Genomic DNA, 20,021 nt, shown 5'->3' with positions numbered 1-20,021 from the left:
GCCGGGGACGGATGGAGGCACTGAGCGCTTCTTCGTGACGCTGTCTGAGGCCTTTAACGGACGCGGCATTGATCAGGCATTTGCCATTCGACCGAAACGCGCTTGGCGTAGTGAATTGGAGGGATTTGGTGATGTCGTCGAGGGGCAGTTCCTGAGGAGGACGCCAAGGGGGATGTTCGATCTGTGGCGCCTTCACAGATCCATCAGAGAATTTAAGCCTGACGCGATTATGGCGTGGAGAGCGCCTGCTGCTCGTCTGATACCGCGCGGAGTGCCGGCAGCTAAAGTCGTACGACTTGGAGATTACCCCCGACACGTGCGCCACTTTACCGGACTTGATGCAGTCGTGTGTAACAACCCCAGCATAGCGCGACACATTTACGGAATTGGTTGGAATGGCGACGCCCCAATTATTTCTAACTTCTCTCGACCAGTGTCGAGTGCTCCGATATCGCGCGGGGGGCTCGACACGCCCGATGGTGCATTTGTTGTATGTGGCGCCGGCCGCTTCACGCGCGTTAAGGGGTTCGACCTTCTGATTGATGCAATTGCTCACGTCCCCGGCGCTTATTTGTGGCTGGTCGGTGATGGTCCAGAGGCAGAAGCTCTCAAGTGGCAGTCGGAGGATTTGGGGGTGTCTGATCGCGTGCGCTTCGCAGGCTGGAGAGATGACCCGACCGAGGTGATCGGAGCGGCTGACGCATTTGTCTTGCCGTCGCGAGACGAGCCGCTTGGTAATGCACTTATTGAGGCTTGGCGCGTCGGTGTGGCGTCTGTCGCCACTCAGACAGACGGACCGAATTGGTATGCCACGGACGGCCGTGACGCACTGTTGGTGCCATTGAGTGATCCTGGCGCCATAGCTGCTGCACTGCTCCGGCTTCAACAGGATCCTGGCCTTCGCCAGCACCTGTCGGATGGAGCTCGAGCCACACTGTCGGAGCGATTTGATAGAGATGGCGTCGTTGATGCTTATTTTGAATTGTTCGACAGCATTAATGGCCGCCAGATGTAATTGATGGGTGTCTCGCTGAAGGCGTGATCAGAAACAATAACACTGCGCTCTAATTTTAGAATTATACAACCTCACGGCGAAATTGGCTTCGTTTCGGAAAAATTGAGTAAAATAGCATGCAGTCGCTTTACTGCCTTCCTTCGGGCATTGATTGCAGCGTCGAGGTACCGGTTGAGCGTCTTTGGGTTCGAGTATGTCTTTTTGATCCTATTGCGTTCACACCAGTCAATGAGTTTGACTGATTGACGCATAATCGCATCGTATTCGTCACGTCGCGGGAACATGAGCATAGTCTCCGTCGAGAAATGTGAGCGCTTTCGCTCGTCCTCATGGTCTGGAGCGTTTGCAATCACCAAAAGGACGCGATCGATTTGTGCTTCTGCTGTCGCGATGGCGAGCAGGGCGCGCCCGAGGTCTGTGTCGTGGCAATGTGAAACATCGATTTCGTAATCGGCGAGCAGAGGCTTGAGGTACTCAAGGACTTGTTCGGCAGGCGGTGGTTGATTGAGGCCGTGTTTGACGCCGTTTATTGCGGATTTTTGTTTGCCATAATGCGTCTTAGGACCAGTGCTAGCGACGGCGTTTTGGCGGTTGGCTAAAATTTGGCGTTGTGTCGCCATCACTGCGTCTCCTCAGCTTCCTCGACTTCTGCAAATTTGCGTTGCCTTTGGTAGTGTTCGAGATCGGCAATCAGTTGTCGGCGTCTCTGCTCAGCAGATCGAATATTTTGTTCGTAGAGTACGATTGCATTTCTGTTGTCGACATAAGCGCAAGTGGCAGCACGAGTTGTAATGATTTGCGGATGTATCGACGGATCAGCGTCGAGCATTGGCCCGACTTCGTTCGCGTATCTGTCGATTGCGCGCTCCATATATGACTTCATGCGGCGGCGGTTGCGGTCGATCTCCAGATCGCAGTATGCAATGAGTTCGACTTGTCGCACCTCGAAGGCACCGACAGGTTTGAAGTGTGCTTCGATGGCATTAAAGTGAATTTGAAAGTCGTGGGGCTCCTCTCCGACGGAGAGGATGGGCCCAGTCAGGATGGGGAGGGACTTATTCATATTCCAAATCCTTGCAATTGATCTGTAAAGATTTTGGAACAAATAAAGAACATGTCAAATCTAAAATGATGGAAATTTCAATGTTTATTGAGCTTCTGTCTCGCGCCTGTCTCAGTGTGTTTCAGGTTGTTATAGCCAGTGTCTCACTTGGTGGTGATGCGGATGCCAGGCCGGTTGTCTGGTGTTCCGATGAATTCGATGCCGGCGGCTTCCAAAGCGTTTTTGATGGCATTGACAGTTTTCATAGATCCGTTTGCGCTATGCCCATTAGCTTCTAGTCGTCTTATCGTTTTTTCCGACAGGCCAGCGCTCACTGCAAGATCTTGCAGTGAAAGTCCAAGGGCCGCCCGTGCCATCTTTATCTGCAGTCCGTTGATCATTGACATAATCCAAAATGTCCGATATTCGGACAAACATGTTTGCGACACGAAATCCAACATTCGAATGGACCACAGCCCTCGAAATTCTCAGGGGCGCGTATGCCAAATCGACGATTGACGCCTACTATCGCGATTTCTGTATCTTTGTTCAATGGTGCGATAAATTTGGCTTTACTCCTTTGCCCAGTAAAGCTTTTACGGTTGCAAAATTTTTAGATGATCAGTCCCTCACCAAGGCGCCGGCCACTGTCCGGAGATATGGGGTCTCGGTTGGAAAAATTCACCGCTTACTGGATTTGGACGATCCTACAAGTTTCGAGATGGTGAAACTTGCCCTTAGGCGCGCTCATCGTTCTGCGAGTGTACCTCAGAGGCAGTCTATGGGTCTGACACGTGAGAACGTCAATGAGATTGTGGGTTTGTCACATCGCTCTGTGAGGCACCTCCGCGACGCAACTATGATTTCCGTTGGATTTGACGCTGTGGCACGTCGATCTGAGATTGTTAATATTCGAGTGAGTGATGTTCAGATCGTAAATTTGGCGAGTGGGCGCGTATTAATTCGGCGCAGCAAGACGGATCAAATTTGCCGGGGAAGGTGGGCATACCTTACAGAGACAACGTCTGAGTTGGTTCTGAGATGGCTTGAAAAGACCGCAAATAACGAATTCTTATTTGGCCCGGTATATCGTGAGCATGTTATTGATCGAATCCTTGATCCAGTCACCGTCCAGCGCAGCGTGCGCCGCGCAATTTCTGAAATAGGTCTAAATGAAGCCCGTAAATATACTGGACACGCTCTGAGGGTAGGCGCAGCTCAGGAGCTTCTTAAAATGGGTCGAAGCAGTTCCGATATTATGCGGGCTGGCGGGTGGCGGTCTATGGCAAGTGTTTCTCGCTATCTTGAAGCTGCGGGGCACAATGTTTGGTTAGAAAGTGCCAAACCCTAATCTCCAATATCGTAAATTTTTCGCTAAGGTTCACTCAATGATTTGCCTTGCCTTTTTGGGGATGTCTGATATGCGTTCACGCGTGAACGCATCAAAAGCTAAGCAATTTAATGATGTTATATCGGAGCTTGCGGGTAAGGCTTCGTGCGGTAGCTTTGAACGTAACTCAAAGTCCAACCGAAATGACCTGAGGTTTCGTATTCTTCGCTTGCTTGAGAATAATCCTCAGATGTCTCACCGGCAGATCGCACAAGAGCTTGGCGTTAGTGCTGGCGCCGTAAACTATTGCATTAATGCATTGATTGAAAAAGGTTTTGTGAAGGTGCGTAATTTTCGTGAGAGCGACAATAAGTTGCGCTATCTGTACCTGCTAACTCCAGAGGGTATGTCGGCTAAATTAGCTTTAGCCCATGAATTTTTGATCCGGAAGGCGCTTGAGTATCAAACATTGAAGCATGAGTTAGATACTCTGGTGTCTGAATTAGACAACTTGGACTACAGGCCTGACGATATAAAGGACTGAAGGGATCTATATTTCGTAATTTCTTAATTTTGGGGGCAAATAGTAATTAATGATTAAAAAGTCAGACATTTTATCGGCCAGCAGGGAGTATTTTGACCAAAAGTTTTCTGAAGTGCCATTCGAGCCTGGTGTAAGTTACGTGCCAGTGTCTGGTAAGGTGCTAGATGCAGATGACTGTGCTTCTCTTGTGGATGCGTCCCTCGACATGTGGCTGACTGCGGGCAGGTTTGCTGCGCAGTTTGAACCTAAGTTGGCAAAAAAATGTGGCCGCAAGCTGGCAAAGTTAACGGTTTCAGGTTCAGCTGCAAACTTGCTCGCTTTTTCAACACTTACTTCTTGGAAACTTGGTGAAAAGCGTATCAAGCCTGGTGATGAAGTTATCACTGTGGCGGCCGGATTTCCAACCACGGTAGCCCCTATTATTCAAAATGGCTGTGTTCCTGTATTCGTCGACATTGATCTTGATACTCACAACGTATGTGTAGAAGCGGTGCGTCGCGCAGTTACCAGCAAAACGCGTGCAATCATGATCGCACACAGTTTGGGAAATCCGTTTGATGTCGTTGCGATACGAGAAATATGCGATGAACACAGTCTTTATTTGATTGAGGATTGTTGCGATGCCTTTGGGGCTACCGTCACTATGGCAGATGGGTCTGAAAGACTTGTGGGCACTTTTGGTGATCTCTCAACTCTAAGTTTTTATCCTGCCCACCATATAACAATGGGAGAGGGCGGCGCAGTACTCATGGACAGTCTACGTTTGGCCCGGATCTGCGAAAGTTTTCGTGACTGGGGTAGGGACTGCTATTGCGAGCCTGGAAAAGATAATACCTGTGGCAAGCGATTTGATTGGCAGTTGGGCGGGTTACCTGAGGGTTATGACCACAAATACACATACAGTCACGTTGGCTATAATCTAAAGGTTTCTGATATGCAGGCGGCCGTGGGCTTAAGCCAATTAAGCAAAGTGGATTATTTTATCCAACGTCGTAGGGAAAATTTCGCCTACCTCACAGATCAATTACGGGAAGCTGAACTTGATAAATATTTTAGCTTGCCATGTGCTACAAAGAACACCAACCCATCTTGGTTCGGATATCTTTTGACGGTTCGCGAGCCACAGAAGCTTTCAAGAACCTCTGTAGTCAGCAGCCTTGAAGCTTTTAAAGTAGGTACCCGACTTTTGTTTGCAGGAAATTTAACAAAGCAGCCTGGGTTTCAAAATGAAAACTTCCGTGTCAGTGGTTTACTCGATAATACTGATTTTATTATGAACAATGCGTTTTGGGTTGGGGTTTGGCCTGGACTAAGTAAAAAGCATTTAGACTATGTTTGTGAATGTCTTAAAATAATTGTTAATAAGGAATTCAATCAATGAAAGCAGTGATCCTTGCGGGTGGCTTAGGAACCCGATTAAGTGAAGAAACATATTTAAAGCCAAAGCCAATGGTTGAAATTGGTGGTAGGCCGATAATTTGGCATATAATGAAACATTATTCGCATCACGGAATAAATGATTTTATAATATGTTGTGGTTATAAGGGCTACATTTTAAAAGAATATTTTTCAAATTATTTGATGCATATGTCTGATGTTGAGGTGGATTTAACAAAAAATTCGGTTAACATAATACATCCGCGGTCGGAGCCATGGAAAGTAAAATTGATAGATACTGGCGAGAATACCATGACCGGCGGGAGGTTGCTGCGCATACGAAAATATTTGGAGGATGACTCCTCATTCTGTATGACATACGGAGATGGGCTGTCGAATATTAACATTAAGAAATCAATCGAGTTTCATAGGTCCCATGAACGCATTGCAACGCTAAGCGCCGTGTATCCACCAGGTCGGTTTGGCGCGCTTACTCTAAATGATAAATTGGTTACAAACTTCAGTGAGAAGCCTAGGGGCGATGGTGCCGCAATAAATGGCGGTTTTTTTGTACTTAATATAGAGGCAATTAACTATATTGATGGCGATAGCACTGTTTGGGAAGAAACCCCGCTTAGAAAGCTAGCGCAGGATGGCGAGTTAATGGCATTTGAACACACCGACTTCTGGCATCCTATGGATACTGTTCGAGATAAGCAAAAGCTTCAGAGTTTATGGGATGCCGGAAAAGCTCCTTGGGCTACTTGGCGTTGACAATTATGTATCGACAACTCATTTCACATAATTTTTGGAGTGGCCGTAAGGTTTTAATTACTGGCCACACCGGCTTTAAAGGCGGTTGGTTGTCTTACTGGCTTTCCACTTTGGGAGCAGATTTGGTGGGAGTGTCAATCCCGACAAGTTCATCACCAAGCTTAATTTCAACTTACTGTTTGCCAAACAACATGCGAACATACAATTGTGACATACGGAATTTTGAAGATTTTAACTTAATAGTTAACCAAGAACGCCCTGAAATAGTTTTTCATTTGGCTGCACAACCAATCGTTTCGCAATCATACGACGACCCACTGCATACAATTTCCACAAATGTCATGGGGACTTCAGTTGTATTTGAGGCAATAAGGCAATCAAAGACAACCAAAACAATCATAAACGTGACGTCTGATAAAGTATATTACAATGATGAGAGTGGTAGGGCTTTCCAAGAGGAAGATAAACTAAGTGGTAAAGATCCTTATTCTGGAAGTAAAAGTTGTGCCGATATAATTGCGTCTTCCTTCTCCCATTCATTTCTCATCGAGCAGGGAATTTCGGTATACAACGCAAGGGCTGGTAATGTGATCGGGGGTGGGGACATAGCCGTAAACAGGCTCATACCAGACCTATTCCGATCATATAGCGCAAAAAAGCAACTCGTAATACGTAATCCTGGAGCAGTTCGACCATGGCAACACGTCTTGGAGCCGATTGCAGGTTATATTGCTCTCGCTCAAAGAGGTTACAATAACCCTACACCAGAATTTGACTCGTTTAATTTTGGCCCAAGTCCTAAAGATCACTGGTCAGTAAAGCAAATTGTCGAATATTTTTCTGACCGTTTAAAAATAGATATCGATTTTCAAGAAAATAAAAATAATATAATAAAAGAAAGCAACTTGCTAAACTTAAACATTAACAAGGCTCAGTCTCAATTGGGTTGGAAACCTGTATTTGAATTGGCTACTGCGTTAGATCTTACGTGGATCTGGTACGAAGAAGCTTTAAATTACACTTCAGCAAGTGCTGTGACAGATCGTCAGATAAACTTGTATACAGAATTGTTGTGCTAACGTGAAGCTTTTACAACCTTTTTTCATCTTAACTGAAGGCAGGCGGTTGAGATTTTACGCTCTTTTGGTCTTTGGGTTCATTGCTTCCATTCTTGAGGTAATTGGAATAATTTCCCTTGGTATGCTAATTTCTATTTTTTTGGATTCAAACACATTAAGTCAAGGACATTCAAACAATTTTCTGAATAAATTAATGTTTCTTTTCGGTAATGCCAGTGAGAAAAATTTTTCCTATATGCTGGCTTTTTTATTTTTTTGTTCAATATTTACGCGGGCAGTTTACAATTACTTAGAAATATATGTCGTTGTGCTATATGAGCACTTTATTTCATTAAAATTATTACAAAAATATTTATTTGATGATATTTATTCGGTGATATCAAAAGGAACGGACCAAATAAAGAAAAACTTATTTTCAGAAAGCCCCAATATTGTAAATGGATATCTGCACCCACTCATAACGTTATTAACGCAAGGTGTCAGCATCTTTTTCTTAACGGGTTTATCCTTTCTAGCCTATCCAAAAATTACTGCTATTGTGCTAGGGTTATTCACTTTCGCCTGTATTTCTTTTTTCTACGGGTACCGAAAAGTGCTGTCAAAAAAAGGTTTTGAAAGGGTAGAGGCAAATAAAAAAAGGTTTTCAATTGTGGAGGCTGCCCTACATTCATTTAAGGCAGTAAAACTGATAGGTCTTGAAGCTTTCTTTCAAGATAAGTTTAATCAGGCATCTTATGCTTACAGCCGCAGTTTGGCGGACAGTCAAGCATTAGGTCCAATCCCGAAATATTTTTTAGAGATCCTAATATTTTTAGGAGTTTTTATAGTTTTTTTAAAGTTAGATGTGAGTGCTGATAATTATCCCGATATAGCGTCATCATCGGTAACTATGCTTATGATAGGGTACCGAATGCTTCCCGCTTTGAATCGCCTTTTTCATGCCATTACACAACTTCAATTTTCGAACTCATTAGTTAACGGCTTCGTCGGTGAGATTGGGCACGTTAATTTAAGTACGACTGAGAGTAAAAACTTGAAAACTACTCGCTCACAGTCATTCAACGCCAAAAGAAAAAGTGTCAGTTGTAGCTTAGAGTTTAAGAGCTTTAGCTTGGTTGGCTTTGACGGAAATCACGTAGTAAAAGACTTGGAAATTGGTTTGCCTGCTGGAAAACTGATAGGGATAACGGGCCGCTCAGGTATTGGTAAAACTACGCTGTTGGATTCAGTAATGGGCATTGGGTTGCCATTCGAAGGTGATTTAGTTGTCTGTGGTACAAGCTATACTTCAAGAAATTACTTGGATCTTCGACGCCGCTTTGGCCACGTGCCTCAGGATCCCGCCATAATAAACGATACCTTTCTTTTAAATGTGGCGTTGGGTATCCCGGAGGAGCAGATAGACGCGGAAAAAGTTTTGAGGCTAATGGTTCAAGTCGGTCTTTCGGACGTTGTGGCCAGCCTTCCCTACGGACTGAGGACGACGCTTGGAGATCGTGGGGGGGCTCTCTCTGGGGGGCAAAAACAACGATTGTCGTTGGCTAGGGCATTGTATCGAGAGCCAGATATTTTGGTATTAGATGAACCAACCAGTGCTCTCGATGCGGTGACAGAAAATTCAATTTTGACCCTATTAAAGAAGCTTTCTGAGACAATACCTATCCTGATGATTGCGCATAGCAAAACAGCTTTATTGCACTGTGATCTCGTGTTGCGCCTTGAAGCTGGATCATTGGTGTCTTCAGATCAAGAGGTTTAGATTATGAAGAAAATTAGTGTTTTGGATTGTACACTTAGAGATGGTGGTCACGTAAATAATTTTTTGTTTGGTAGTGATGAGATTAAAGAAATATGTTGTCGGCTTTCTGATGGATTAATTGACATCATAGAAGTGGGTTTTTTAAAGGGTAACTCTTATTCAATTGGGACAACCTTGTTTCCCGATATACAGACAGTCGAAGACATTTTGAAGGATTTGGAGGTAAAGTCCAAGATTGCTTTAATGGTTCGGCCGGATTGGTACGATGCCTCAGTAATTAGCTATTCATCATCTGTGGATATTTTACGGTTTGCCTTTAGGAAACAAGATATAGATGAAACCATCAGGCAAGCCACGAAAGTCAAAAGTCTTGGCTATTCCGTCTATCTAAACCCCGTAAATATTCTCCAGTACTCAGATGATGAATTTTCTGAAATTTTAAAGAGGATTAAAGTAATTGAACCTGATGGTATAAATATCGTCGATACATTTGGTGGGTTAAATTTAGAGCATCTGCGTCGAAAGTTTGATGTGTTGAATCAAAATTTAAATAAATCTTGTGCTGTTGGGGTGCACTTGCATGAAAATTTGTCACTTGCACTGTCACTCGCACTAGAATTTATTTCGTTTGACTCTGCTTTTGACAACTTGCTTGTGGACAGCTCACTGTGGGGCATGGGCCGAAGTCCGGGAAACCTTCCAACCGAGTTGTTGGCGGGTTATTTGAATACTCATGGGGTGAGTGACTATAAAATTAATGAGTTGAATCGCGCACTCCAGTGGCCCATGAGAGCATATAAGGAAAAGTATTCCTGGGGTTACGATCCAGGATACGTAACTTCAGCTCTGCTCAAGGTGCATAGGTCCTATCCCGAATACTTTATCGTGGAGAGGGGAGAGCCTTATCCGATATGTTACTCGTGCATTCAGAAAATATATGAAGAGGGTGTTGGCGCAACATTTGACCCTGTAGTTGCCGACCGCATTTTAAGTGAGATTAAAAATGAACGTTGCTGAATATATTGCAAGCAGATTAGTGGAACTTGGAATTGATACTTGCTTTACGGTGACGGGCGGTGGAGCAATGTTTTTAAACGATGCATTTGGACATTGCTCTGATTTACGCGTAATCTACTGTCATAATGAAACTGCGGCCGCAATTGCTGCGGAAGGATATGCTCGAGTTAACTACAAGCCAGCACTGGTTTGTGTTACGTCTGGGCCGGGTGCAGTTAATGCTATTCCAGGGGTATATGGGGCTTGGCAGGATGCCATTCCGATGTTTGTTGTGTCTGGACAAATGAGATCCGATACATTGTCAACGTCTACCTCTGCAAAAGTTCGCTATCTTGCATTCCAAGAATCAAACATCATTTCATTGTGTGAACCGATCACAAAGTATTCCATGCAAATCAAAAATGCATCGGAGGTCTCTAGCTGTTTAGAAGAAGCGTACGGTCAGGCCTTAAGTGGCAAAATGGGGCCAGTTTGGCTTGACATACCCGTTGATATCCAATCATCGCCTATGGCGAACTATTCTAACTTGAGCGCTATGGATAGAATAAGCGCGCATACCAACACCAATTTAGAACGTAAGGCTGACGAGCTCGTAACTTTATTAAAGCGCTCCAAGAAACCGGTTTTGATGTTTGGCGAAGAAATTCGCATGCAGGATTGTGTTTCAAGTGCGCTCCAACTCGCCGAATGCTTGAATATACCGGTTGTGACAGAATGGAATGCACACGATCAAATTTGTGATGATCATAGCAATTATGCAGGACGACCGGGAACAATTGGAAATCGTGGCGGTAACTTTACAGTTCAAGACTGTGATTTGTTAATAGCTCTCGGCTGTCAGCTGTCGATCCGACAAATAAGCTATAACTGGCAGAGCTTTGCTAAAAATGCAAAGTTATGTTACGTGACTTGCGACAGTGCAGAATTAGATAAACCGACAATTCATGTAGATTTGGCTGTTTTGGGATCCATTGAAGACTTTTGTTCACTGGTAATTTCGAACGTGAATACACCAAGGCGCTGTTGGGACGAATGGAATAGCTGGTGTCATGATAGAAATATAAAATATTCGGTTACTGGCAGTGTTTTGAATGACGAAGCTGGTTTTGTAAGTAGCTACGAATTTTTTAGAAGTTTATCAGAGCAATTACCAACTCGAAGCGTTACGACGTTAGCTAATGGAGCCGCTTGTGTGGTGGGTTTACAAAGTTTTGTCGTAAAGCAAAATACTCGGGTGTTCACTAATGCAGGCGCCTCGAGTATGGGTTATGGAATTGCTTCCGCGTTAGGAGCTGCTGCGTTTGTGAATTCTGAAAACGTGCCCACAGTTTGTGTGGAGGGCGACGGATCAATAATGATGAACTTGCAAGAGCTTCAGACAATAATAACAAATAAATTAAATATAAAAATATTCATTTTAAACAATAATGGGTATCACTCAATCCGACAAACGCAAAAAAACATGTTTTCTGCTGAAACTCGTGGGTTTTGTGGTGCTGATCCAACCAGTGGATTGGAGCTTCCAAATTTTGAAAAAATATCTGCAGCCTTTGAAATAACATATAAATATATTAAAAAACAAAAAGATATTAATAAAATAGTTAATGAAGTCTTAAAGTTACGAGGTCCTGTAGTTTGCGAGGTATACATAGATCCAGATGAAGATTTTAAGCCTAAGCTAATGTCTAAATTGCTAGATGATGGTACATTTAGTACACCAGAGTTAGAGGATATGTATCCATTTCTATCTAAAGAAGAAATAGAGAAAAATAAATTTAAATTAAAATGAATTCAATTTTTGTATCTTTTTTTGGCACTGTTGATAAAAACAGAGTTTTGCAGATTTTAAACCGAAAACATAGGGTCTTAGATTATTTTGACGAAATAAAAAAGTCAAATGATAACGAAAGCGATCGAGGGCCTTTAAGTCATTTTATTTTTATTGATCATTATGATGCTCTAAAGATCAACATCTTCCTTGAGAAAATTCATAGTTTTTCTAAAACTGGGCAATTTAGAAAACAACACATGAAAAAATTCATCGTTTTAGATGGGAAAACGCCGCAAGATATTTCAAATTTAAAACGTTATGCATTGGCATTGGGCGTTGTAAGTAGTGAAATTACTTACTTAATATGTGGAGAAATATTGTCGAGACGAAACGTAGTAAATTTTGAGGCGGAATATAAGAAAAATAGAGGCTTAAAAAAAATCAAAGTATCAATAATTGATGAAGTGGTTCAAGAGGTATCAGACTTATCGATATTAAAAGATCTTCACATCGGTCCAAGGGATGGATTTTTAACTAAATTTTCTTCATATTATGAAGAGAAAGACGGTAAATTTCATAAAATTAAGAATATTATGGAGAATGATGAAACTGTCTTAAATAATTTTTCATTTAAAAGCCTGTCGGAAATTATAAATTTTTTAAGATCTCAAAATAGTTGCGCATTAGAACCAATTTATCGATTAAGTCCCGCGTCATATTTTAAGGGTAGATGTGTAAGAGATTTTAGATACAATTTGGGTCAAATGCTGGTGGAGCAGATGCCGAGTGAAACCCTTGAAAGCATTGATGTTGTTGTGCCTGTGCCTGATACTGGGTTGGTGTATGCTCAAGGCTTTGCCGAAAAGTGTAATAAAGAAATTGCTCTGGCTATACACAGAAACGTTAACGTTAAAAGAAGCTTTGACATCGAAAATTCGGATCAAAGAAAGAATTTTATTCGCGCCAAGTTGAAAGTAATTAGTGACAAAATTGTGGGCAAAAACATTGCCCTAGTTGATGAAGCTATATTTACAGGTGTCACGCTGCGGATTGTTTGTGAGATGCTATATGAATGCGGTGTAAGGCAGATAACCATCGTTATCCCAACTCCACCAAACGTCCGGAAATGCGGTTATAATATGATGCCTAAGCGTAACGTTCTATTAGATTATGTTCGCCGGGAGCAATTAGGGTCATACTTCAATGTTAAAGATGTAATTTATGCATCTGACTCAAAACGCATAAACAAGATTTTAGGAAACGTTCAAATTTGTACTCAATGTTTTCTTGGGGAGGTATCCTAAATGAAGTCTGATGAGATAGCGGCTGTAATTGCCGTTCGGAAATTTGATAAAATTCTTCAGGATAAAAATTTGTTGCCGTTCGGTAATGGATCCCTTTTAACTCATAAAATTGAAGCGATACAAAAATCAAAGTCCTTTAAACACGTTGTGGTATGTTCCGAGGATGAAGAAATTCTAGAAATCGCTAAGTCTCTAAATGTTGAGGTATTACCTCGGCCTGACGCTTTGGCAGGGCCAGATAGTCTATTCAATGACTTGGTCGAATTCGTAAGCACGCGAGTAAGTGTACCCCATATCGCTTGGTTGTCGGTTACTTGTCCCCTGATTTCACCTAGTTTCATAAATAATGCAGTAGATTGTTACTTTGGAAAGCTACAAGAAGATTTTGACTCGCTGATTACGGTACGTAAGGTAAAGCGGTATTTGTTAGATGATAACGGTCCTTTGAATTTTAGATTTGATTTACATGCACGTAATCTAAATACTTTGCCAGACTTGTATGAATTTGTTAATGCAATCTGTATTGCACCGACTGTTGCTATGAAATCGTGGCGATATAATTGGGGCCGCCACCCATTTAAACTTCAAGTTCCTGAAGATATGTGCGTCGACATTTGCACTGAGTTTGAGTACCGCCTATGTAGGATGTTGTACGATGCGTCCAGTTCCAGATTAAATTAATGGCTACTTACTTTATTACCGGAGCGACAGGTACTCTAGGGTACGCTCTGTCTAATTTATTAACTTATCATGGCCACGATGTGGTCATTGGATTACATGCTTCGTCTAACAGATCAGTTAATTTCAAAAAAAAATTTAATTTTAAAACTGTTGATTTCGATATAAATAATCTAGAAGGATTTGTTTTTCCCGATAATGTTGATCATGTTGTTCATTTCGCTTGGAACGGTGGGTTGGATAGGCTTAATGATGTTCCAAACTATGCGAGTTACATTGCAACAATCAAATTATTTGAAATGTGTGTGTTGCAGTCCGTTAAAAGCTTTATGGGGTTTGGATCCCTAGCTGAATATGGCGCTACATCAAAAATAATTACAGAGAAATTAGAAGAAAATCCTATTACCGAATTTGGAAAATATAAACTGAAAACATATAAGTCCCTTGAAAATATTTCTAAAATGAACAGTACCAAGTTCTACTGGATGCGTGTGTTGAGCGCTTATGGCCGAAATGACCGAAGCAGTAGCATGATTATGACTTCGTTGAATACTTTAATCAATGGTGAGTTTCCGCGCCTCAGTAGTGGAAATTACTATTGGGATTTTGTCAATTCAGAAGATATTGCACTAGCAATCCTAAAGATTACAGAAGTACTTCCTAGCAATATTTTGTATGTAATTGGTGCTGGAGAACATCTTCTTTTAAAGGATTATGTGCAGATTATTAGCAGCTATTTCTCTGTAAAGCCTGAGCAAATGTTGGGACAGATTGCCGATCCTGATCCTTTAATTGAAATTAGGTGCAAGCCAACTCGGCTGGAGAATGATGTTGGGTGGACACCTTCGGTACCGTTTGAAGAGGGAATAGGTCGTATAATTGATGAATTGAAGTCAAATGCGCACTCTTGAGCCCATTCTTAATGATTATCGACGCGTCGGCTTTGATCTTGATGGAACACTTGTTGATACGTCAGGAGTGATATTGTCAGGCCTAGAGTGTGCATGTGATGCGATCGGAATAGCTGCGCAAGTTAATATCAGTCTTGTTGGTCCTTCCCTGGATGAAATATGTGAGATTTTATCGATTGATCGGTCCAAAAGAGATTTATTTAAGAGCACTTTTATCAGATTTCACGACGATAATATTGGCTTAACAGATTTAACATTTACCGGCGCCAAATCTCTTTTAGAGACGCTTCGAATGCGAGATCATACAATTTTTCTTATCACAAATAAGAGGCGTCGTCCAACGGAAATAATCCTTAAAAATTCATCTATTTTTGAATTCTTTGACCAAATATATTGTTCAGATGATTTTGATCTTGGATCTGAATTTAAGGCAGTTATTTTAAAAAATATTAAAATGTTAGACACCAAACATAGATTTATTTATGTTGGCGATCATGAAAATGATCAGATTGCAGCATTTCGAGCTGGTGTGAACTTTGTTTGGGTCTCGCAGGGCGAGGTTAAGCGCTATTCTACATGTCAATTCAGCTAGCAAAGTTCTCGAAATTATCTCGGCTAATCCGCTTATTTATTCGGATATTTGACGTAATATACATATTTTTTCAATTTTTCGGGAGAATTTTAAATCGAAGAAAATCTAAAGTATTTTTTCAATATAAATCTTCTTATACTCACCCAACTTTTTCGCGATTTTATACAGATCCACCAGTCCCATGGAGTACATTTTATTCGTGTCATATAGCGCACTGGCTGAATTATCCACGGTACATTGGACGTAAAAGCTATTTAATTGAATGTAACGATCATCCGCTTTCTGTCGTTGGATATTTTGAACGTTTACATGAGCCTTACGAAATTTTGGCTCGATTACATTCATGTGAGGAGGTTTATTTGCACGATAACTGCAAGGCAATTTTAGTTACTGACGAAGGTCAAAGAAATCTGTTCGATTACTATTTTGGAAATTTGCTCAACTCAAAGCTGTATGGCATAATTGCACCGGGGTGTATACCTCGTGTAAAATCTGCTCAACTCGAAGCCAGTTTTGAGAAAAAGTCTCGCAATTTCTTGTGTCTCGCAAGTGATTTCCAGCTCAAGGGGGTGGACCTTGTATTGGCGGCATGGTCAAAAGTTACCACTTATGACCCAACTGCAAAGTTGTACGTTGTGTGCCCGAACGTACCGCATTGGGCTCGAAATAAATACTCGACCACCAACTCAATCATATTTGTTAACGGTGGTCCGATCAATCCGTCCTTAAAACATAAATTGTATAGCGACTGTGACGTATCTATTGCCCTCACTCACTCCCATGGAGGCGGGGTGATTGCAGAGGCTCTAGAATATGGTCATGTAATTATTTCCGCAAAGTGGCATTGTTCTGCGTACGAAGCGGTCACACGATCAATTGAAATGCCATATTATTTTTATGAACCAAATATGTATGGAAAAAAATGGAAAACTCTTTCTGAATTCAAAGAGTTGCTTGAAACTGACAAGCGGAGTGGAGTTTTTGATAACGTCATCCAGGATTTAGCCTCAGAGATTTTAAGATATGCCACAGATCATGAAATCACCAATACAACGCGTTTAAGGAATTTAAATTGTGCCGAAACGGGATATAGCCTAAAAAAAAGAAATATGATGTTGAGTGAAATTTATCAGAAATTAATATAACAAGCGAGATAAAATTATAGTGAGCGAATATATAGTCAGTATTCCTTCAGATATCACCGATCTTGAAAATGGTAATATATTCAACTATCAAATAGCCCAAAATTTTCCTGGGGCGTTATGGGCATATTACTTCAAGAAAAGACTAGAGGGCTCGTCTGTTATAGTTAACACAGCCGATATTATTTTAAAAATGGTAAAGGCCAATAAAATCGACCCTAAAAAGGTATATGTAATTTCTCATAATTTTGACTATGCTTCTTGCTGCTTAGTGGCACTGGGGTGTCAGGGAGTTCTGTGTTTCAACCTTGAGTCTCCACTATATTCTCAAGTTTTTTTCAAAGATAAAAAAATGAGGAATTTTCATGGTTTTAGATATGTAATAAGCTTTGGTGATAATTGGCCAAATACAAAAAATAAATTTTGTTTTCCCTCCTATGACTCAGAATTATCAAGATTAAGTACATTTAATTCCGATATCAGAAAAAAAAGGGCAAGTTTTGTTGTTTCTAATAAACATGTTCCTTTTTTTTATAAAACTAACGTGCCATTGTATTGGCGTATTTATGAAAAAATTTGGTTATACAAAACCTTTAAAAGTTTTGCATGGAGTGTAACCGAACTTGGTCAAAGCCTACAAATTGAAAGACTGGAAATTATTGACTACTTTATGTCTTTAGAAATGATTGACGTCTATGGCCGAGGCTGGGACCGTCCGATCAATCATCCGAAAAGAATTTTACCGAGGTCTATGCGAAAAAAAACCAAAATGTATTTTGAAGAAATAAATGATAAATTAGGTACTATAAGTAATTACGAATATAACTTTTGTGTAGAGAATTTCAAAATGGACGGCTACGTAACAGAAAAAATAATTGACTCGTTCGTTGCAGGGTGTATCCCACTATACTGCGGGCCGGGTGATGCCATAGATTATATTGATAAAAATTCATTTATAAACATTTCGTGTTTTGGCTCATTTAAAGAATTGGCACTTTATATAACTTCAATGAGTAAAGAAGAAAAAAAACATATTTTAAGTGCCGGTCAGGAATTTTTAAACAGTACTGATAATGGATTCAGTTTTCAAAGATTTTCTGAAAATATACATAACGTAATATTAAATTATCGATCAGAGGTTTTGAAATCGTGAAATTTTCCCATCCAAAGAATGGAATCTACTGGTTTGGCGGCGCACCATCTCATTATTTTGCGAGTGCTCACAAAAGGCTGCAAGATCTTTATAGTGATTTTTGGTTTATCTACCAAGTTAAAGGGAGGGCTGATATCGATGCCTTGGGTTGCAATGTAACTGGTTGCAATAATGTTTGTGTTTCTGGATTTTTTCAGGCGATTATCGCGGTATTTAATATTTTTCTCAAGTCAAAACCTAAGGTAGTGATAGTGAGTGGAGTTTTTCCACCACTTTGTATGTTTGCAATTATATTTTCAATAATTTTTGGTATTAAATTTATTTATCTTTCTGATGAAACAATTTATGGAAACTATCGTCGTTCGCGCTTGTTGTTCTTTCTTTCTAAACTCTTTAAAACAATTGCGCTTCATTTTTCTCATATAATTATATACATAGGCACACTCAATTATTGTAATTATTTTATGTATAATGAGAGGTTCAAGGCTAAATTAGTTCATTGCCCGTTGCCGTTTAATTTAAATCCATATGAAGTAACGAGTGGTGATAATTGTGGTGATAAACCGCGACTGGCGGACTGTGTTACATTTTTGTACGTTGGCCGATTGTCACCAGAAAAAGGTGTAGAGTGTTTGTTTGACGCCGCGGAAATTCTGCTATCATCCGGGAAAGCGAAATTTAAAATAGTGATAGTGGGATCTGGTCCAGATGTAGAATTTTTAGAGAACTATTGTAAGCAATTAAACATAGAAGAGCACGTTTCGTTTGTTGGGTACCTCGAGCCTCCAGAAGTTGCCAAAGAATATCGAAACGCTGACGTTTTTGTTATGCCATCGCACCGGGATGCATGGTGTCTCGCGATCGCGGAGGCAATGACCTTTGGACTGCCAGTGGTTGCGCCGCTGTGGGTAGGTTCTACGGCAGATCTTGTTGTTCACGGTTTCAATGGATTTTTGGTTCCGAATAATAGTGGTCATCATTTGGCTAGACAGATGGCGAAGTTCATGGAATGTCCTGACGTCCTGGCCGATTTTAGTTATAATTCATATCAGATAATGAAAGCTCGTTCAGCGCACGGCGTTAGTTTTGAGGAAGAGTTAAGCCATCTGATAGACTGTGTATTGATGACAGCCAGGACTAATTTATGAAAGTCCTGCATGTATTGCCGTATATTGATCCACGAAAAGGTGGCCCCGTTTCTGCGGTAGATTCCTTAGTAGACTTATGCGTTCAAAAAAATATTGATAGCTCTATTTTGGTCATCAATAACACGTTCCAATGCTGCGCATTTGAAAATATACCTCTAAATTATGAATTTGAGAAAATCTCTTTTTTAAGTTTATTTTCACCCAGGCGTTTAATTTATACTTTTTTAACGATAAGAAATATATTAAATAAATATGATATTATCCATGTTCACGTTCCATTTTCTCTTTCTGCAATAATTTCTTGTTTTATTTGTTTGTTTCTTAAAAAGTGTTATATTATTTCTCCTCATGGATCATTTTCATCTTGGGCAATGAGCAAAAAAAAATTAAAAAAGAAGTTTTTTATGAATACTATTGGCAATGTATTTTTTAAAAAGGCAATATTTGTTCACTCAACATCAAGTTACGAAAAAGATCAAATTTTATTAAATACAAAACTAAATAATATTAAAATACTTCACTTACCAGTAAAAAAATATGAACATAATAATTCAATTTTAACAAAAAAAAATAAATCTGATATCTTGAAACTTGTAACGGTTTGCCGTCTTGATCCTGTAAAAAACATCCCGTTACTTTTTGAGGTTATTTATGACCTTAATCAAATAGGGATGAATATTTCACTAGATGTTTATGGGGCAGGCGATGAGACCTATTACAGGTCTATTGCCAATCTTATCCGTCAATATAAGCTTGAGAATTGTATTCGGTTATTAGGTTTCTTGGGAAGAAATGATCTTGAAAAAGAGCTTAGTAAGTATGACTTATTTATATTACTGTCAACACACGAAAATTATAGTATGGCCACAGTAGAGGCATTGTCTGTCGGATTACCTGTTATAACTTCTTCTGAAGTAGGTATCAGCTCGGACATTATTGAATATAATGCAGGGCTAGTAGTGCCATTATGTGACATAAATTTATTAAAATTAGCCATCAGAAAATTTCTTCAGTTTGGCTTGTCGCCGCAAAACGGCCTTAATGCTTTAAAGTTATTTAATGAAAGATTTAGTTACAGTGCAGTGGGATCGGAAATCAAGCTGTTTTATACTGTTCGTCATTGAAGCAGTTTTATAAATGATCTCTTATATTAAAAATTTTACATAATTATACTTCTTGAGATTTTTTTGGTTTAGTTTTTTTGAGAATTGTAAAGTTCAATAAATCATTTGTTTGATTACTTCGATCAGTGTACCTTGATTGGTGTGTTCAAGCTTTCAAGGTTGTTTTGCATATATGGGGTGCGTAGACGATAGCCTGTCGTAAAAATTCTTGACACTAAGCCAATTATAAATTGCATTCAAATTGTATTGTTCTCTATTGAA

Annotated in this window: 20 protein-coding genes; 17 read left to right on the top strand and 3 right to left on the bottom strand. The window is 40.4% G+C overall.

The window, feature by feature from the left end:
• Nucleotides 1-34 precede the first annotated feature (34 nt).
• The gene (locus AAC621_RS02425; RefSeq protein ID WP_340251877.1) at nucleotides 35-1,015 is read left to right on the top strand and encodes a glycosyltransferase; all 981 of its coding nucleotides are present in this window, start codon (nucleotides 35-37) and stop codon (nucleotides 1,013-1,015) included.
• 71 nt (nucleotides 1,016-1,086) lie between these two features.
• Here the strand turns inward: AAC621_RS02425 and AAC621_RS02420 are convergent, their stop codons facing one another.
• From AAC621_RS02420 to AAC621_RS02410, 3 genes are all read right to left on the bottom strand, one after another.
• Nucleotides 1,087-1,635 carry a hypothetical protein gene (locus tag AAC621_RS02420; RefSeq protein WP_340251875.1) on the bottom strand — a complete coding sequence of 183 codons (549 nt, stop codon included), beginning with the start codon at nucleotides 1,633-1,635 and terminating at the stop codon, nucleotides 1,087-1,089.
• On the bottom strand, nucleotides 1,635-2,078 hold the full coding sequence (locus AAC621_RS02415) for a hypothetical protein (RefSeq protein ID WP_340251873.1): 444 nt from the start codon (nucleotides 2,076-2,078) through the stop codon (nucleotides 1,635-1,637). The genes AAC621_RS02420 and AAC621_RS02415 overlap by 1 nt, the downstream gene beginning before the upstream one ends.
• A gap of 143 nt (nucleotides 2,079-2,221) precedes the next feature.
• Nucleotides 2,222-2,458 carry a helix-turn-helix domain-containing protein gene (locus tag AAC621_RS02410; RefSeq protein ID WP_340251871.1) on the bottom strand — a complete coding sequence of 79 codons (237 nt, stop codon included), beginning with the start codon at nucleotides 2,456-2,458 and terminating at the stop codon, nucleotides 2,222-2,224.
• Between the two features lie 14 nt (nucleotides 2,459-2,472).
• Between AAC621_RS02410 and AAC621_RS02405 the strand changes: the two genes are divergently transcribed.
• The 16 genes from AAC621_RS02405 (at nucleotide 2,473) to AAC621_RS02330 (ending at nucleotide 19,760) form a co-directional block, all read left to right on the top strand.
• A complete protein-coding gene (locus AAC621_RS02405) occupies nucleotides 2,473-3,408 on the top strand; it encodes a tyrosine-type recombinase/integrase (protein WP_340251869.1) in 936 nt (311 codons plus the stop codon).
• A gap of 37 nt (nucleotides 3,409-3,445) precedes the next feature.
• The gene (locus AAC621_RS02400; protein WP_340251867.1) at nucleotides 3,446-3,931 is read left to right on the top strand and encodes a MarR family EPS-associated transcriptional regulator; all 486 of its coding nucleotides are present in this window, start codon (nucleotides 3,446-3,448) and stop codon (nucleotides 3,929-3,931) included.
• Between the two features lie 49 nt (nucleotides 3,932-3,980).
• Nucleotides 3,981-5,312, top strand: coding sequence for a lipopolysaccharide biosynthesis protein RfbH (gene rfbH / locus AAC621_RS02395; RefSeq protein WP_340251865.1), 1,332 nt, complete (start codon nucleotides 3,981-3,983; stop codon nucleotides 5,310-5,312).
• The gene (gene rfbF, locus AAC621_RS02390) at nucleotides 5,309-6,082 is read left to right on the top strand and encodes a glucose-1-phosphate cytidylyltransferase (protein ID WP_340251862.1); all 774 of its coding nucleotides are present in this window, start codon (nucleotides 5,309-5,311) and stop codon (nucleotides 6,080-6,082) included. Before rfbH ends, rfbF begins: the two co-directional genes overlap by 4 nt.
• Nucleotides 6,083-6,087: 5 nt before the next feature.
• Nucleotides 6,088-7,161, top strand: a complete 1,074-nt coding sequence (gene rfbG / locus AAC621_RS02385) for a CDP-glucose 4,6-dehydratase (protein ID WP_340251860.1) — start codon at nucleotides 6,088-6,090, stop codon at nucleotides 7,159-7,161.
• Nucleotide 7,162: 1 nt separating this feature from the next.
• Entirely contained in the window at nucleotides 7,163-8,920 is a 1,758-nt protein-coding gene (locus AAC621_RS02380; RefSeq protein ID WP_340251858.1) for an ABC transporter ATP-binding protein, read from the top strand.
• A 3-nt stretch (nucleotides 8,921-8,923) separates the two neighbouring features.
• A complete protein-coding gene (locus tag AAC621_RS02375; protein WP_340251856.1) occupies nucleotides 8,924-9,937 on the top strand; it encodes a hypothetical protein in 1,014 nt (337 codons plus the stop codon).
• Entirely contained in the window at nucleotides 9,924-11,726 is a 1,803-nt protein-coding gene (locus tag AAC621_RS02370; RefSeq protein WP_340251854.1) for a thiamine pyrophosphate-binding protein, read from the top strand. Before AAC621_RS02375 ends, AAC621_RS02370 begins: the two co-directional genes overlap by 14 nt.
• Nucleotides 11,723-13,012, top strand: coding sequence for a phosphoribosyltransferase family protein (locus tag AAC621_RS02365; RefSeq protein WP_340251851.1), 1,290 nt, complete (start codon nucleotides 11,723-11,725; stop codon nucleotides 13,010-13,012). The genes AAC621_RS02370 and AAC621_RS02365 overlap by 4 nt, the downstream gene beginning before the upstream one ends.
• A complete protein-coding gene (locus tag AAC621_RS02360) occupies nucleotides 13,013-13,693 on the top strand; it encodes an acylneuraminate cytidylyltransferase family protein (RefSeq protein ID WP_340251849.1) in 681 nt (226 codons plus the stop codon).
• A complete protein-coding gene (locus AAC621_RS02355; protein ID WP_340251846.1) occupies nucleotides 13,693-14,601 on the top strand; it encodes an NAD-dependent epimerase/dehydratase family protein in 909 nt (302 codons plus the stop codon). Before AAC621_RS02360 ends, AAC621_RS02355 begins: the two co-directional genes overlap by 1 nt.
• A complete protein-coding gene (locus AAC621_RS02350; protein WP_340251843.1) occupies nucleotides 14,588-15,193 on the top strand; it encodes an HAD family hydrolase in 606 nt (201 codons plus the stop codon). The genes AAC621_RS02355 and AAC621_RS02350 overlap by 14 nt, the downstream gene beginning before the upstream one ends.
• 359 nt (nucleotides 15,194-15,552) lie before the next feature.
• A complete protein-coding gene (locus AAC621_RS02345) occupies nucleotides 15,553-16,338 on the top strand; it encodes a hypothetical protein (RefSeq protein ID WP_340251840.1) in 786 nt (261 codons plus the stop codon).
• Nucleotides 16,339-16,357: 19 nt separating this feature from the next.
• Nucleotides 16,358-17,488 (top strand): glycosyltransferase family 10 domain-containing protein, encoded by a 1,131-nt coding sequence (locus AAC621_RS02340; RefSeq protein WP_340251837.1) that lies wholly within the window; start codon nucleotides 16,358-16,360, stop codon nucleotides 17,486-17,488.
• Nucleotides 17,485-18,636 carry a glycosyltransferase gene (locus tag AAC621_RS02335; RefSeq protein ID WP_340251834.1) on the top strand — a complete coding sequence of 384 codons (1,152 nt, stop codon included), beginning with the start codon at nucleotides 17,485-17,487 and terminating at the stop codon, nucleotides 18,634-18,636. The genes AAC621_RS02340 and AAC621_RS02335 overlap by 4 nt, the downstream gene beginning before the upstream one ends.
• On the top strand, nucleotides 18,633-19,760 hold the full coding sequence (locus AAC621_RS02330; RefSeq protein WP_340251832.1) for a glycosyltransferase: 1,128 nt from the start codon (nucleotides 18,633-18,635) through the stop codon (nucleotides 19,758-19,760). The genes AAC621_RS02335 and AAC621_RS02330 overlap by 4 nt, the downstream gene beginning before the upstream one ends.
• The last annotated feature ends 261 nt before the right edge of the window (nucleotides 19,761-20,021 follow it).

The sequence above is a fragment of the Roseobacter sp. HKCC-CH-9208 genome, assembly GCF_037805125.1.
Classification (GTDB): Bacteria; Pseudomonadota; Alphaproteobacteria; order Rhodobacterales; family Rhodobacteraceae; genus M30B80.
The sequence above is the reverse complement of the archived record's forward strand: the minus strand, read 5'-3'. Positions and strand labels throughout refer to the sequence as shown.

What these genes read in the sequence shown, in the direction of transcription:
- AAC621_RS02405 (WP_340251869.1), top strand. Translation starts at nt 2,473, where the DNA reads ATGTCCGATATTCGGACAAACATGTTTGCGACACGAAATCCAACATTC.
- AAC621_RS02355 (WP_340251846.1), top strand. Translation starts at nt 13,693, where the DNA reads ATGGCTACTTACTTTATTACCGGAGCGACAGGTACTCTAGGGTACGCT.
- rfbF (WP_340251862.1), top strand. Translation starts at nt 5,309, where the DNA reads ATGAAAGCAGTGATCCTTGCGGGTGGCTTAGGAACCCGATTAAGTGAA.
- AAC621_RS02420 (WP_340251875.1), bottom strand. Translation starts at nt 1,635, where the DNA reads ATGGCGACACAACGCCAAATTTTAGCCAACCGCCAAAACGCCGTCGCT.
- AAC621_RS02375 (WP_340251856.1), top strand. Translation starts at nt 8,924, where the DNA reads ATGAAGAAAATTAGTGTTTTGGATTGTACACTTAGAGATGGTGGTCAC.
- AAC621_RS02400 (WP_340251867.1), top strand. Translation starts at nt 3,446, where the DNA reads ATGATTTGCCTTGCCTTTTTGGGGATGTCTGATATGCGTTCACGCGTG.
- AAC621_RS02365 (WP_340251851.1), top strand. Translation starts at nt 11,723, where the DNA reads ATGAATTCAATTTTTGTATCTTTTTTTGGCACTGTTGATAAAAACAGA.
- AAC621_RS02330 (WP_340251832.1), top strand. Translation starts at nt 18,633, where the DNA reads ATGAAAGTCCTGCATGTATTGCCGTATATTGATCCACGAAAAGGTGGC.
- AAC621_RS02350 (WP_340251843.1), top strand. Translation starts at nt 14,588, where the DNA reads ATGCGCACTCTTGAGCCCATTCTTAATGATTATCGACGCGTCGGCTTT.
- rfbG (WP_340251860.1), top strand. Translation starts at nt 6,088, where the DNA reads ATGTATCGACAACTCATTTCACATAATTTTTGGAGTGGCCGTAAGGTT.
- AAC621_RS02370 (WP_340251854.1), top strand. Translation starts at nt 9,924, where the DNA reads ATGAACGTTGCTGAATATATTGCAAGCAGATTAGTGGAACTTGGAATT.
- AAC621_RS02410 (WP_340251871.1), bottom strand. Translation starts at nt 2,458, where the DNA reads ATGATCAACGGACTGCAGATAAAGATGGCACGGGCGGCCCTTGGACTT.
- rfbH (WP_340251865.1), top strand. Translation starts at nt 3,981, where the DNA reads ATGATTAAAAAGTCAGACATTTTATCGGCCAGCAGGGAGTATTTTGAC.
- AAC621_RS02415 (WP_340251873.1), bottom strand. Translation starts at nt 2,078, where the DNA reads ATGAATAAGTCCCTCCCCATCCTGACTGGGCCCATCCTCTCCGTCGGA.
- AAC621_RS02360 (WP_340251849.1), top strand. Translation starts at nt 13,013, where the DNA reads ATGAAGTCTGATGAGATAGCGGCTGTAATTGCCGTTCGGAAATTTGAT.